This is a genomic window from Kribbella sp. NPDC043289 (genome assembly GCF_056436705.1).
This window is the reverse complement of the sequence record NZ_JBWKCB010000013.1, coordinates 26,959-40,481: the sequence shown is the minus strand read 5'-3', so window position 1 is coordinate 40,481 and position 13,523 is coordinate 26,959. Positions and strand designations below refer to the sequence as shown.

Below are 13,523 nucleotides of genomic sequence, written 5' to 3'. Positions count from 1 at the left end.
GACGAGATCTTCGGTCTGGCCGTCAGCGATATTGATTTCCTCCGTGGCGTTATCCACGTACAGAGGCAGGTCAAGATCGTCAAGGCTCGCCTAGTCTTCGGCCTCCCGAAAGGTGGCAAGGTGCGAGATGTTCCGTTGCCTGAGTCCGTCGGCAACGAACTCGCAGCCTACCTACAGGCTCTCCCCGCTAAGTCGGTTACCTTGCCTTGGGACTCCCCTACCGGAAGGCTGGTAGCGGCTGACCTGATCCTGACCAGCCGCGAGGGCAAGGCTATGAACAGAAACTACTTCAATCCGTTCATCTGGAAGCCGTCACTCAAGGCCGCGAGTATTGAAACAACCAGGGACAACGGCATGCATGTACTGAGGCACACCTATGCGAGCGTGCTACTGCACGCCGGGGAGTCTATTAAGACTGTGAGTGAATACCTCGGTCACTCCGATGCCGGTTTCACCCTGCGCGTGTACACACACCTGATGCCGGACTCTGAAACCAGGGCGCGGCAGGCGATCGACCAGGCGTTCAGTGCGACCGCTGTTGACCCCGCGTTGACTCCGGGGGTGCTGCGTGCCGTCGAATGACGCTCTCACCTGCAGGTTCTTCCTAGGCTCGATCAGATCTACGACGTCTGAGTTCGTCTGAGGGAAAGGCCCCGTCCGGCAAGGCGGACGGGGCCTTTTTCGTGCTCCTGTGTAACAGCTGTGCACTAAGTAACTCGGGCCGTTCACCCGGTCTGACCGTCGATCGACTCCCTGATCAAGTCGGCGTGGCCGTTGTGCCGTGCGTACTCCTCGATCATGTGGACCAGGATCCACCGCAAGGTGAAGGTCTCGCCGGTATGCGGGCTCGTGAGTGCCGACTCCTCGTCGAGTCCACCGCGCGTGAGCGCTTCGTCGATGACCGCGTCTGAACGGCTGACGGCCTCGTCGAAGAGCGCCCGCAGCTCCTCCGGAGTGTCGTCACGAGCCGAATCGAACTCCCAGTCGTTCTCGACGAGAGCCCAGTCGACGGTGTCAAAAGGCTGCGCGAAACCTGCGTTGCGGAACCAGTGATCGAACCACTGGGACTCAACGAGCGCGAGGTGCTTCATCAGGCCGCCCAGTGTCATGTCGGTCGGCGGGCATTGCTGCGCCAACTGTTCCTGGGTGAGGCCGGAGCACTTCCACCGGAGCGTGTCGCGTTGGTACGCCAGTGATCCACGCAGGATCACGACTTCGCTGCCGTGCAGTGGCGCTTCGGTACGCGCCTTGATGTCGAATTCCTGTGCTTCGCTCACAGGTGCGCATCGTACGGGGGAACCACCGCTCATCGGCAGAGGTTTCCGTGTTCAGGCGATGGCGTCCAGCTCTGCCAGGGTTTCGGTGTCGAGCTCGACGTCGGCGGTTCGGACGTTGTCCTCGAGGTGGGCGATGCTGCGGGTGCCGGGGATCAGTGCGGTGTGGTTGTCGTGGGCAAGAATCCAGGCGAGACAGACGGCCGCCGTACTGACTCCTAGGCGTTCGGCGATCCGCTGTACGACGGGGTGCTCGGTGGGGACTGCCAGCTGGTCGAAGGGTGGCTGGCGGAACGCTGAGCCCAGGGGGAAGAACGGCACCCAGGTGATGCCGTTCGCGGCGCAGAGTGCGAGCTGGTCCTCGCTCGAACGGTCGAGCAGGTGGTAGGCGTTCTGCACGCAGACGATCCCGGCGGGCAGCGCCTGCTTCAGCTGCTCGGTGCTGACGTTGCTCAGGCCGATCGCTCCGATCAGCCCCTCGTCGCGCAAGGCGATCACTTCGGCGAGCTGGTCGTCGAGCGGGACGACCTGGTCGCCTTCCGCGATCAGGCCCGGGCCTTGGTCCGCACGGCGCAGGTTGACCACCGGCACCTGGTCGATGCCGAGCGAGTCGAGGTCGAGGTGGACCTGCTTCCGCAACTCCTCCGGCCGTTGCGCCAGGGCCAGCGGGACCGGGGCGTCGACGCGTCGCGCTCCGACCTTGCTCACGATCACGAGGTCGTCGGCGTACGGGTGCAGGGCGGCGCGGAGGTGCTGGTTGACCGTGGTGTCGCCGTAAAAGGATGCGGTGTCGAGGTGGTTGATGCCGAGCTCGACCATGCGTCGCAGGACGGTGGTGGCCGCGGCCGTGTCCAGGTGTTCGAGCTGCATCGCGCCGTACCCGATCCTGCTGATCTGGTGCCGGCCGAGGGCGACGGTGCCGCCCGGGTGCTTCGGTGTCGTGGCCATGAGGACGTCCCGAGGTAGAGTAAGTGGAGGTTTCTCCGATTACCGTAGCACTAACTGGAGGTTTCTCCACTTATGAGCCAGGGAGTCCGGCCGCTCCGCGCCGATGCGGCGCGAAAACGGGAGCAGGTGGTGACGGCCGCGGCGGGCGAGCTGGCCGATCTCGCCGAGGCCGCACGCCAGGGCGACTCGGTGCACCTGTCGCTCGACCGCGTCGCGGCGCGCGCGCAGGTCGGCGTGGCGACGCTGTACCGGCATTTCCCGACCCGTGAGGCCCTGCTCGCGGCCGTGTATCAGCAGGAACTGACCCGGCTGTGCGACGCGGCGCCCGAGCTGGCCAACGACGGACCCACGGACGAAGCGCTGCTCGCCTGGATGTTCCGGTACGCCGACTTCGTCGACTCCAAGCGCGCGATGGGGGGCAGCCTCCGGGCGATCGTCGCCTCGGGCGCCGTCACGCAGGCGGACACCCGGGCTCGGCTGACCGCGGCGATCGGACACTTCTTGGAAGCCGGCGCGGGCGTGCTGCGGAGCGACGTACCGCCTGAGGACGTGGTGGCGGCGATGGCCGGTGCCGTGATCGCCGCCGATCCGGAGCAGCAACGCGAACAGACCGAGCGGCTGCTCAGGCTACTGATCGACGGTCTCCGGCAGCGCTAGACGAAGGTCTGCGTGCCGATCACGCGGAGGAGGTCGAGCTTCTCGCGAGCGTCGGTGCCGTCGAGGGGCAGGAACGCGCGCACTCTCAGATCGGCAGCGGGCGTCAGGAGGGTCTCGCAGGTCAGGTCGAGCTCGCCGACCTCCGGGTGCAGGAACCGCTTGCGCGGCAGCCGGCGTACGGCGACCTCGTGCAGCTCCCACAGTGCGCGGAACTCCGCACTCTGCGCGACGAGTGCGTCAACCAGCTCGGTGACGTCGGGGTCACCCATCCGGCGGGAGTAGGTGCCGCGCAGGTCGGCGACGTGCGCGGCCGAGTGCGCGTCCCAGTCCTCCTCGGGGAAGATTCGCCGGATGGTCTGGTCGGTGAACCAGAGCCAGGTCAGGTTCCGGGCGAGTCCCGTGCCGGAGTACCGGCCGATAACGACGTCGGCCAGGGCGTTCTGCCAGAGGACCTCGTCGAGGTCGGTCACGATGAAGACCGGGATGTCGACGAGGCGCTCGACGAGGCCGGTCAGGCCGGGGCTGATGTGCCGACCGGCGCGCCGAAGCGGCGGTGCCAGGCCGGCCAGGTTGTACAGGTGGTCACGTTCGTCGAGGTCGCAGCGCAGGGCGCGGGCGAGGCCGGCGATGATCGGCTCGGACGGGTTCGCGCCGCGCGACTGCTCGAGGCGCGAGTAGTAGTCGGTCGACATCCCCGCAAGCTGGGCGACCTCTTCGCGGCGCAGGCCGGGCGTACGGCGGCGCGCGCCGTCCGGCAGGCCCACGTCGGCCGGGTGCAGCAGCTCCCGGCGCCGGCGGAGGAAATCGGCCAGGCCGTCACGATCGGTCACACATCCATCATGCGTGACCACCCAAGCGGCTATCCAGGGACAACCTGTCCGTGGATGAAGTGGGCCTTCTCCCCACCCGGCGGCCCGGCAACGCTGGGAGCAACCCCAAGGAGGAAGTTCATGCACTACCGCACACTCGGCCGGACCGGGATCAAGGTCAGCCCGTACGCCCTCGGCGCGATGATGTTCGGTGCCGTCGGCAACGACGATCACGCCGCCTCGACCCGGATCATCCACAAGGCCCTCGACGCCGGCATCAACTTCGTCGACACCGCGGACATGTACTCGCACGGTGAGTCCGAGGTGATCGTCGGCGAGGCGCTGAAGGGCCGCCGGGAGCACGTCGTCCTGGCGACCAAGTCGCACCTCCCGATGGGCGAGGACCCGAACCAGCGCGGCAACTCCCGGCGCTGGATCATGACCGCCGTCGAGGACTCACTGCGCCGCCTGCAGACCGACTACATCGACGTCTTCCAGATGCACCGTCCCGACCCGGACACCGATGTCGAGGAGACGCTGTCGGCGCTGACCGACCTGATCCGCAGCGGCAAGGTCCGCGCGATCGGCTCGTCGACCACCCCGGCGAGCGAGATCGTCGAGGCACAGTGGGTCGCCGACCGGCGCGGTCTGGAACGGTTCCGCACCGAGCAGCCGCCGTACTCGATTCTGAACCGTGGGATCGAGCGCGAGGTGCTGCCGATGGTTCAGAAGTACGGTCTCGGTGCGCTCGTGTGGAGCCCGCTCGCGGGTGGCCAGCTCACCGGGCGGGCGCCGTCAGACCTTCGGCGTACGGCGATGTTCCGGCACATGACCGACGCGCGGCGGCTCGAGGTCGTGGAGCAACTGGGCCCGGTGGCTGACGCGGCAGGACTGAAGCTGACGCACCTGGCGATGGCGTTCGCGATCGCGCACCCGGCGGTCACCTCGGCGATCATCGGACCGCGGACCATGGAGCATCTCGACGACGCGCTGGCCGGCGCGGACGTGGTCCTCGACGACGACGTCCTCGACCAGATCGACAAGATCGTCCCGCCCGGTACGGATGTCGGGCGCCTCGACATGGACTACAACACCCCGGCGATCCTCGACCCGTCGCTGCGTCGCCGGACGGTCGGCGACCGCGCCGCCGCGTAGCCCAGCCTGGTCCCTCGACTCCTAGGGACAGCGGGACCCTTGTCGGGCGAGTGCGGGTCACGGATGCTCGGTGATGAGACCACCTGAAGGGAATCATTGCCATGAGCAAGCTCGCACTCGTCACCGGCGCCACCTCCGGCATCGGCAAAGCCTTCGCCGAGCGGCTGGTGTCCGACGGGTACGACGTGATCGCCGTCGGCCGCAACGCCGAACGGCTCGGCCAGCTCGTCGAAGCCCATCCGGAGGTGAAGATCCGGCCGGTGTCCGCCGATCTCTCCACCCTCGCCGGGATCCAGAGCGTCGCCGACATCGCGGCCGCCGAACCCGTCGACCTGCTGATCAACAACGCCGGCGTCGCGCACTACATGCCGCTCGCCGACCTCCCCGCGGACAAGGCGACCGAGTTGGTCACCGTCAAGGTCCTCGCGCCGACCCTGCTGACCCGGGCCGTGGTCGGCGGAATGCAGGAGCGCGGCAGCGGCACGATCATCAACGTCGGCGGCATGATCGCGTTCAGCGGTCCGGCCCCGAGCTCCGTGATGCCGCGCCGCGCCGTGTACGCCGGAGCGCTCGCGAACCTGCTCGCCTTCTCGCAGACCCTGAGCGCGGAACTCGAAGGCACCGGAGTCCGGGTGCAGGCGCTGCTCCCGGGAGTCGTCGCCACCGAGTTCCACACCCGCCAGGGCATGGACCTGAGCTCGATCCCGCGGATGAGCGCCGACGACGTCGTCACGGCCAGCCTGCGCGGCCTGGAGCTCGGTGAGACGGTCACGGCTCCAGGCCTCGAGGACAGCAGCCTGCTGGACACGGTGTTCGCCGCGGATCTGGCCGCGTTCGGCGGCCAGAACCCGCAGCTCGCAAGCCGCTACCGCTAGCTGTAGTTCGCCGTCACGTGGTAGACGCGGCCGCCCCACCCGTCATTGGGGAACGAGTCCGACACCCGGACGTACCCGGCTTTGTCGGCACCGAGGTACGGCGTGAGGTCGAACGTCCGCGCCGCCTTGTTGTTGCCGTCGTGCTCCTGGTTGGTCTCGGTCGCGACCGTGGTCCAGTTCTGCCCGTCGCCGCTGACCTGGACGACGAACTCGTTGTCGATCGTCAGCGTCGCCGAGGCCTTCGTGGTGTCGGACGGGAACGGGAACCGGTAGACGAAGTACGAGTGCCCGTCAGCGAACCGGTTCTGTACGCCGTTGCTCTGTGAACCGTCCGCGTCGAACAGCCACGGGGTCTCGGCCGCCGTACCGGTGTCGAAGTCGGCCGTGTGGGCGATCAGGATGTCCGAACGCGAGCTGAACGCGAGCTGCGAACCGGACGTCGCCGTCACGTTCACCGAGTGCAGACCGTCCGTCGTACCGGCCGGGATCGTCACGTCGAGGTCCACGGACGTCTCCACCGGTACGGCGTTCCCGCGCGGCCGGAGCGTCACGTTCGAGACCGCCGGAGTCACCGTCCAGCCCGACGGGCCTGCGGCCTTCACCGCGACCTTCACCGGCTGGTCCACGGGTCCCGTCGCCTGGACCGTGACCTTGACCTTCACGTGCGTCACGCTTCCGGTCGCCGGCATGACCACCGGGAGCGCCGGATCGGTTGTCGCCGACAACGATCGCACCGGCGGCGTCGCGGGGACGGCGGCGAGCAACGCGCTCAGCGCACTGGCCTGGGTACGCCAGTCGAAGACGTTCGGGGTCGCGCCGGACCACCGCTCCCCCAGCCGGTCCGAGGCATCCCGGTCGTTGTCCCAGATCGTCGCGACCTGCTGCGCGACGAAGTTCTGGTAGTGGCTGTCGTGCGTGGTGTCGGCGAGGTCCATCCAGTACCGCATGAAGATGCCCTTGAACTGCTTGCCGTTGTCGTCACACGTGCGCCCGGGCTGATCGCAGAACTCGGTCAGCGCGCCGTCGGTGACCAGTCCACCAGAACCGATCGCCGCGTCCGCCAACCGCCGTACCGAGGTGAGCAGTTTCGGGTCGTGGGTCGCGCGCCAGAGCTCGAGGCCGGCACCGATCGCCAGGCCCTGGTTGTAGGACCAGACCGTGTCGCCGTTGCTCTCGCAGTTGTCCTTCAGACCGTCGTTCACCAGACCGGCGGAGTTGATCATCCCGCTGTTGGTGAACCAGGTCCAGCCTTCCTGCGCGCGGCCGAGCCAGCGCGTGTCCTTCGGCATCCGGTTGTGCAGCTCCGCGGTGAGCCGGATCCACAGACCGTTGGTGACGGCGTTCTTGTAGGTGCGCTCGCCGTTCCACCAGACACCGCCGCCGCACGAGCTCGGGTCCCAGTATCCCTCGACGTACTCCGCGATCTTCACCGCCATGTCGAGGTACTTCGGGTTCTTGGTCAGGTCGTAGGCCTGGACCCAGGTCAGGCCCCACCATTCGGAGTCGTCGATCGCGCGACTGGTGAAGTTTCCGAGCAGCTCGTCACCGGACAGGACCCCGGCCGGGAACTTGCCCTTGTCCTTCTCGAACGTGTTGTCCAGCTGACCCAGGTAGCGCCGGTCGCCGGTGCGCTGCATGTAGTCGCCGATGGTCTGCAGGGCGACCGCTGAGTTCCACCAGCTCGACGGGAACCAGGCCTTGTTCGGCTCGTAGGAACTCATCAGCTGGTCGGCGGCGACCCGGGCGCGGGCGACGGCGGTCGGGCCGTCGGCCGGGGTGGGCGCCGCGCCGGCCGGCGGTGCCGCGAACCCGAGGGCCAGCGTCACCGCCCCGGCCATGAGCAAACGGAAGGTACGTCGGGGCAAGACCATGGGCGGATCTCCTCGAGGGGCTTGGAAACGTTTCACCGAGCTTCCGAGGATGTATCGTCGTCGCGCCAGACAACGATGTCAATGGCGCGACGACCGTGAGTTTTCAGCCGAGAATCGCGCCGATCTCGTCGAACTGCGCCGCGGTCAGCGGGGTCACCGTTCTCCCCCGGCGCCTCGCGGGTCTCCTCGACGTACGTGTAGCCGGCCTTCGAGGCGATCACGATGTCGTCGCGGACGTCCCCGAGCGCGTCCGCGATCAGCTTCTCGCTGTGCCCGCAGCCGTAGACCAACTGCTGAGCCCTGCTCAGCCGGGTGACCAGCCCGCGAGATGCCCAAAGTCGACTAACTGAGTGAACTTAAGCTGATTTTCATGACCTTCCTCTGGTACATCCCGAACCAGGTCGACCCCGGGCACCGCGGGGACGACGCCGTCCAGGGACACAACAGCCTCGAGCGGCTGACCGGGCTGGCCCGGCTCACCGAGGACCACGGCTGGTCCGGCGCGCTGCTCGGCACCGGGTGGGGCCGGCCCGACACGTTCACCGTCGCGACCGCGCTGGCCGCCCGGACGACCACCTTCCAGCCACTCGCCGCGATCCGCCCCGGGTACTGGCATCCCGCGCACTTCGCGTCCGCGGCGAGCACGCTCGACCAGCTGAGCGGCGGGCGGCTGCTGATCAACATCGTCTCCGGTCAGGACAACCTCGCGGCGTACGGCGACAGCGAGGGCGACCAGCCGCAGCGCTACGCCCGGACCAAGGAGTTCCTCCAACTGGTCAGGCGGTTGTGGACCGAGGAGAACGTCACGTTCGACGGCGAGTACTTCTCGGTTGCCGGATCCACGGTCGCGACACGCCCCGTCGTACGGGAAGGGCGGCCGCATCCGCGGTTGTACTTCGGTGGCGCGTCCGAGGCCGCGCAAAGGGTGGCCGCGACGGATGCCGACGTACAGCTGTTCTGGGGTGAGCCGCTGGACGGCGTCGCGGCACGGATCGCGCGACTGAAGGAGCTCGAGGCCGAACTTGGTCGTGAGCACGCTGCTCTGGAGTTCGGACTCCGGATCACCACGCTGGTACGCGACACGACGGAGCAGGCGTGGGCCGATGCCGAGGCCAAGGTCGCCAAGATGGCCGAGGCACAGGGCAAGCGGGACCGGCGCTGGTTCAAGGCTGTCGGCCAGCAGCGGCTGCTCGACCTGGCCGACCGCGGCGAGGTCCTCGACGACAACCTCTACACCGCACCCGGCAAGTACGGCGGTGGCGGCGCCGGCACCACCTGGCTGGTCGGCTCCCCCGAGGACGTCGCCAAATCGCTGAGCAAGTACCGCGATCTCGGCATCACGCACTTCGTCCTCTCCGACACTCCGTACCGCGAGGAAACGGTGCGGATCGGTGATCAACTCCTCCCGCTGCTCTCCTAAGCTGCTTGGATGAGGGCCATCGCTTGACGCTCGCCTGCCCGAAAGTGTTCGGTTGGTTACCGAGCGCCAACCCTGGGTATGTGCGCTGTGAGGCATGTGAGGAGCGCTGATGGTCGAATATCTGCCCCGGTCCGCCTGGAACGCACGACCGCCGAACGCCGGGCCGGGCAACCTGACCGTGTCCCGCGTCGAGGGCGCGGTCATCCACTGGCCGGGCACCGGCTCGACGAAGGTCATCCACACCAAGGCGGCGGTCGCGTCCGCGTTGCGTGGCTGGCAGGACTACCACATGGACAGCCGCGGCTGGTCGGACATCGCCTACCAGATCGCGGTCGATCAAGAAGGCCGGGCCTGGACCCTGCGCGGCCTACGGACCCAGTCCGGCGCCAACGGCGACAACGACGTGAACGAGCGGTACGGCGCCATTCTGCTGGTCCTCGTCACCGGTGAGCAGCCGTCCGCCGCGATGAAGGCGACCACCCGCGGGGTGATCGCCGACTTCCGCAAGCTCTACCCGCGCGGTACGGCGATCCGGCCGCACTCCGCGGTCCGCCCGGAGCCGACCGACTGCCCCGGCGACCCCGCCCGCGCCGCGATCGCCCGCGGCGAATTCACACCCGGCCACTCGGAGGACGACGACATGACCCCCGCCCAGATGCAGGAACTGAAGAACTTCATCGAGGCCCGTTCGCAGGCCTACGCGCTCTGGGTGCACAAGCAGCTGCGCCGCGACCTGACGGCGGTGGCCAAGGCGTACGCGCTCGACATCAAGAACTACGAACGCCAGACCGACGCCGCCGACGCCGCCCGCGCGGCCGCCGCGGTCTGGGCCACCGCACCGAAGAACCTGGCCGCCGACGCGCCGGCCCAGCAGGAGCCGCAGGTCCCGGACCCCAACATCGACCCGGCGCTCGAGGACCACGCCCTCGACCCGTTCCCGCCGGTCGAGGAACCCAAGGCAGCAGAACCAGCACAGTAGGACAAAGCCCAGGCCCCACCGGCTTTCTGTCGGTGGGGCCTGGTTTCCTGTCCGGGTGGATCTCAAGCACCTGCAGGACCGGCTCGAGCAGATCTCCGCCGGGTACGGCGCACACCTCGGCTTCGAGCGCGACCCCGACTGGTTCCTGCTCAAACTCCAGGAGGAGGTCGGCGAGCTCACCCAGGCCTACCTCCAGCAGACCGGCCGAGCTCGGACGAAGGGTGCGACCACCGAGCAGATCCGCGACACGTTCCACCAGGAGTTCGCCGACGTACTGTGCCAGCTGCTCCTGTTCGCGAAGCAGCACGATGTCGATCTCCCGGCCGAGATCGAGCGGAAGTGGCTGGTCTACGAGTCCTGACGCGGCGGGCGGGCGTTCAGCAAGAGTCCGGCGGTCAGCGCGAGCGTGACCACCGCGTCGGCTGCCATGCTGACCCAGACCGGGCCCAGGAAGATCGTGTCTACCGCGATCACCACGGCGTACCCGATCGGCCAGCTCAGGGTGCCGAGCAGCTTCCAGATCGTGGTCCAGCGGTTCGACGTCCAGAGCAGCCCGAGGCCGACTCCCCAGGCGACCAGTGCCAGGATCGTGTTGAGCTCCAGCAGGTACGGCCCGAACATCGCCAGCCCGACCGCGACGAAGTCCTGCGGGCGCATCCGCGGCGGGACCACGACCTGCACCAGACCGTCGGTGGCGGCGGCAACGATCTCGCTCGGCCGGCCGAGCCGCTGCAGCACGTCGCGGATCTCGTCCTCGGACGTCGCGCCGCCCGCACGCGCCTCGGCGATGTGCGCCTTCATGTCGGCGAGCAACTCGTCCCGGCGGCCGGCCGGCAGCACCTCGGCCTCGGCGGCCAGCTCCTTCAGGTACGCATCGACCAGGCGGTCGCTGTCCAGTTCCATGTTCATCCCCGTCTCCCACTCTGCAAGATCTTGTCGACCGACGCACAGAACCGTTGCCAGTCCGCGGTGAACTCGGTCAGGGCTCGGCTGCCCTCGGGTGTCGAGGTGTAGTAGCGCCGCGGTGGCCCGGACTCGGACTCCTGCCAGCTCGTCTCCACCAGACCCTCGCGCCGCAACCGCGCGAGGAGTGGGTAGATCGTGCCTTCCGTGGTGACCAGTCCGTCGATCTCACCCAGCGCCTTGACCAACTCGAAACCGTAACGAGCCTCTCCCTGCAACAGCGCCAGGACGCAGAACTCCAGCGTCCCGCGGCGCAGCTGCGTGAAGACTTTCTCGGCTACCATGCGACACAAGGTACCTGTTCGCGCCAAGATCCGGCAAGAACGCCTGCCGCGTCAGTCAGTCGAAACGGTCAGTCGGTCTTGGGGCGCACCGCGAACATGACGGTGACCACGAACGACGGGATCACCACCACCCACAGGCTGGGGAGGTTGAAGAGCACGGGGGCGAGGCAGACCACCAGGAGATCGAAACCGCGGGCCGGCTGCGAGAACAGCCCCGGCGGGATCGCGCCCATCGGCGAGGTGACCAGCGGACCGGCGTACGACGGGGGTCGGGCGGACGCCTGCCGGACAGTGCCGGTGATGATGCCGGCGGCAACCGCGAAACAGGCCGAAGCGCTGCCGATCGCGGGGTAGGCGAGCGCCGTCCAGACGATCGCGAACAGACCTGGGACCACACCCATCAGCACCCGCAGCTCGCGCAGGTCCATCCCGAGCGCGCGGACGAGACCGGTCGAACGGCAGGCGGTGCGCAGTCCGTCGAGCAACGGCCGGACGGCGACGAAGCCGGCGATCCCGGCGGCGACCGGAACCAGTACGCGGAAGCCCGCCCCGTGGACGGCGTACGGGACGACGAGCAGTGCCGCGCCGATCACCAGACGGCGCGGCCAGCGGAGGATCCGGAGGAACTCACGGTTCACGATCGCGGCACCCTGCGCGCCCCGACCACGACGGGACCGCACCCGGCCCTGCATCCGCCAGTGCCGTCCGGAGATGACGTCGCCGAGCATGCTGATGTCCAGACTGCTCGCCGCGCCCGCGAGCCCGGCCAGCAATTCGCCGCCCGCGATCACACTCGCCCGCCCGAGCTTGTCGAGCGACCGCGACGTCACCATCGTCAGCGCGACCGCGAGCAGCAGAACCACCGCACACACCACGAGCAGATACGTCTGGCCCGACGTCAACGCGCTCCCGTTCCGCACCTCGGCAACGGCCAGGTCGAGAGTTCCTGCTCGTGCGCCCTTCAGCGGGTCAGGCCTCACAGCGAGTGCCACCGCAGGCACCACGGCTGCAAGTAGGAACAGATCCGCGACCCGCAGGGTCCACTTCGACCGCCGAGCACTCTGCTGCACCCAGACCGTCGCCATCGCCGTACACACCAACAGCGCGCTGATCAGCACCGCAGCCTCGAGGACCCCGATCACCGGCGCCCCGAGCAACGCCCAGATCACCGCCGCGACGACCAGGCCGACAGCACCCACAGCGGCCGTCACGAGCCGGTACGCCGGTCGCAACAAGGCCGCCCGATTGATCGGAGTGGCCAGCAACCAGAACCCGCTGGCCCGCGTCGCCGACACCGGCCCGATCGCGAGCAGCATCCGCACTGTGATTGCCACCAGCAACGGAATGATGATCAACGGCAGCCACGTCGTCAGCTGACCGCAGCGCCACGACGAGCACCCCGCGGCGTCCGAGTTCAGCTGCCGTACGACGTTCCCGCCGGTCGCCCCCGCCATCGCGATGGTGAACAGGACGAGGTACACATCCTCGAAGATCTCCCAGAACGACCGGTCCGCGTGCCGCCGCCGCGTCGTGCGCATCCACTGCCGCATCGACCGCGACGACGGGATCGTCCCGAAGTCCGCCGGGTCGAACTCGACCGGTCCGTCCGCGGTGCTCATGGCAGCGGGGTGAGCGTGACGATCGAGTCGGCGACCGTCTCGACGAGGGCCGGGTCGTGGCTCGCGAACAGGATCGACGTACCGGACTTCTTCTCGGCGACCAGCCGCTCGGACAGCCACTGGACGCCGCCGACGTCCAGCCGGGCCTCGGGCTCGTCGAGCACCATCAGCGTCCGCGGCCGGACCAGCGCCGTCGCGAGCGCGAGCCGGCGGCGCTGACCGGAGGACAGCGAACCGGGCAGCTGATCGGCGGCCGGAAGCAGGCCGATCTCGTCGAGCGTGGTGTCGACGAGATCCTCGGGCGTCGGGTTGCCGTGCGCGCGGGCGAGCAGATCCAGGTGCTCGGCCGCGGTCAGGTCCGGGAAGAAGTCCAGGTCGTCGAGCAGGGAGGCGACGTCGCGGCGGACCGCCTCGGCGCGTTCGTCGATCGGCCGGCCGTCGAGCATGATCTTGCCCGCGGCCGGAGCGGCCGCGCCGACGATGCACTTCAGCACGGTCGTCTTGCCGGCGCCGTTCGGGCCGACCAGCGCGATCGCCTGACCGGCGGCCAAGGTGAACGTGAGGCCCTCGATCACCGGCCGGTCGCCGTACTTGTGCTGCAGGTCCGTCACGGCCAGCCGTGGCGCCGCCTTCTTGCTCATTTCTCCTGGCTCATTTCTGCCGGCCCGT

16 protein-coding genes are annotated in these 13,523 nt (G+C 68.4%); 7 read left to right on the top strand and 9 right to left on the bottom strand.

Annotated features, from left to right (window positions below; all coding sequences use genetic code 11):
* The first annotated feature begins 6 nt into the window (after positions 1 to 6).
* On the top strand, positions 7 to 582 hold the full coding sequence (locus AC0662_RS40740; protein WP_478307402.1) for a tyrosine-type recombinase/integrase: 576 nt from the start codon (positions 7 to 9) through the stop codon (positions 580 to 582).
* A gap of 143 nt (positions 583 to 725) precedes the next feature.
* Here the strand turns inward: AC0662_RS40740 and AC0662_RS40735 are convergent, their stop codons facing one another.
* On the bottom strand, positions 726 to 1,277 hold the full coding sequence (locus tag AC0662_RS40735; RefSeq protein WP_478307366.1) for a DinB family protein: 552 nt from the start codon (positions 1,275 to 1,277) through the stop codon (positions 726 to 728).
* 51 nt (positions 1,278 to 1,328) lie between these two features.
* The gene (locus AC0662_RS40730) at positions 1,329 to 2,222 is read right to left on the bottom strand and encodes an aldo/keto reductase (protein ID WP_478307364.1); all 894 of its coding nucleotides are present in this window, start codon (positions 2,220 to 2,222) and stop codon (positions 1,329 to 1,331) included.
* A 72-nt stretch (positions 2,223 to 2,294) separates the two neighbouring features.
* Between AC0662_RS40730 and AC0662_RS40725 the strand changes: the two genes are divergently transcribed.
* Positions 2,295 to 2,879: a TetR/AcrR family transcriptional regulator gene (locus AC0662_RS40725; RefSeq protein WP_452197844.1), complete on the top strand. Its 585-nt coding sequence runs from the start codon at positions 2,295 to 2,297 to the stop codon at positions 2,877 to 2,879.
* On the opposite strand, the gene AC0662_RS40720 is transcribed toward AC0662_RS40725, so the two are convergent.
* Positions 2,876 to 3,709 (bottom strand): helix-turn-helix transcriptional regulator, encoded by an 834-nt coding sequence (locus tag AC0662_RS40720; RefSeq protein WP_478307362.1) that lies wholly within the window; start codon positions 3,707 to 3,709, stop codon positions 2,876 to 2,878. The two genes, AC0662_RS40725 and AC0662_RS40720, sit on opposite strands and share 4 nt — an antisense overlap.
* Positions 3,710 to 3,829: 120 nt before the next feature.
* Here AC0662_RS40720 and AC0662_RS40715 point away from each other — a divergent pair, with 120 nt between their 5' ends.
* Complete coding sequence (locus tag AC0662_RS40715) at positions 3,830 to 4,843, top strand: aldo/keto reductase (protein ID WP_452197848.1); 1,014 nt, start codon at positions 3,830 to 3,832, stop codon at positions 4,841 to 4,843.
* A gap of 101 nt (positions 4,844 to 4,944) precedes the next feature.
* Complete coding sequence (locus AC0662_RS40710) at positions 4,945 to 5,718, top strand: SDR family NAD(P)-dependent oxidoreductase (RefSeq protein ID WP_478307360.1); 774 nt, start codon at positions 4,945 to 4,947, stop codon at positions 5,716 to 5,718.
* Here AC0662_RS40710 and AC0662_RS40705 read toward each other — a convergent pair.
* Positions 5,715 to 7,556: a glycoside hydrolase family 76 protein gene (locus AC0662_RS40705; protein WP_478307358.1), complete on the bottom strand. Its 1,842-nt coding sequence runs from the start codon at positions 7,554 to 7,556 to the stop codon at positions 5,715 to 5,717. The two genes, AC0662_RS40710 and AC0662_RS40705, sit on opposite strands and share 4 nt — an antisense overlap.
* Positions 7,557 to 7,621: 65 nt before the next feature.
* Positions 7,622 to 7,879: a hypothetical protein gene (locus AC0662_RS40700; RefSeq protein WP_478307356.1), complete on the bottom strand. Its 258-nt coding sequence runs from the start codon at positions 7,877 to 7,879 to the stop codon at positions 7,622 to 7,624.
* 80 nt (positions 7,880 to 7,959) lie between these two features.
* Between AC0662_RS40700 and AC0662_RS40695 the strand changes: the two genes are divergently transcribed.
* From AC0662_RS40695 to AC0662_RS40685, 3 genes are all read left to right on the top strand, one after another.
* Positions 7,960 to 9,009 (top strand): LLM class flavin-dependent oxidoreductase, encoded by a 1,050-nt coding sequence (locus tag AC0662_RS40695; protein WP_478307354.1) that lies wholly within the window; start codon positions 7,960 to 7,962, stop codon positions 9,007 to 9,009.
* Between the two features lie 109 nt (positions 9,010 to 9,118).
* Positions 9,119 to 9,988 carry a peptidoglycan recognition protein family protein gene (locus AC0662_RS40690; RefSeq protein ID WP_452197859.1) on the top strand — a complete coding sequence of 290 codons (870 nt, stop codon included), beginning with the start codon at positions 9,119 to 9,121 and terminating at the stop codon, positions 9,986 to 9,988.
* Positions 9,989 to 10,043: 55 nt separating this feature from the next.
* Positions 10,044 to 10,349, top strand: coding sequence for a nucleoside triphosphate pyrophosphohydrolase family protein (locus tag AC0662_RS40685; protein WP_452197861.1), 306 nt, complete (start codon positions 10,044 to 10,046; stop codon positions 10,347 to 10,349).
* Here the strand turns inward: AC0662_RS40685 and AC0662_RS40680 are convergent.
* From AC0662_RS40680 to AC0662_RS40665, 4 genes are all read right to left on the bottom strand, one after another.
* Positions 10,337 to 10,897: an HAAS signaling domain-containing protein gene (locus AC0662_RS40680; RefSeq protein WP_478307352.1), complete on the bottom strand. Its 561-nt coding sequence runs from the start codon at positions 10,895 to 10,897 to the stop codon at positions 10,337 to 10,339. The two genes, AC0662_RS40685 and AC0662_RS40680, sit on opposite strands and share 13 nt — an antisense overlap.
* Positions 10,894 to 11,235 carry a PadR family transcriptional regulator gene (locus tag AC0662_RS40675; protein ID WP_452197864.1) on the bottom strand — a complete coding sequence of 114 codons (342 nt, stop codon included), beginning with the start codon at positions 11,233 to 11,235 and terminating at the stop codon, positions 10,894 to 10,896. The genes AC0662_RS40680 and AC0662_RS40675 overlap by 4 nt, the downstream gene beginning before the upstream one ends.
* Positions 11,236 to 11,303: 68 nt before the next feature.
* A complete protein-coding gene (locus tag AC0662_RS40670) occupies positions 11,304 to 12,854 on the bottom strand; it encodes a DUF6297 family protein (protein WP_478307350.1) in 1,551 nt (516 codons plus the stop codon).
* Positions 12,851 to 13,495: an ABC transporter ATP-binding protein gene (locus AC0662_RS40665; RefSeq protein WP_452197868.1), complete on the bottom strand. Its 645-nt coding sequence runs from the start codon at positions 13,493 to 13,495 to the stop codon at positions 12,851 to 12,853. The genes AC0662_RS40670 and AC0662_RS40665 overlap by 4 nt, the downstream gene beginning before the upstream one ends.
* Positions 13,496 to 13,523: the final 28 nt, after the last annotated feature.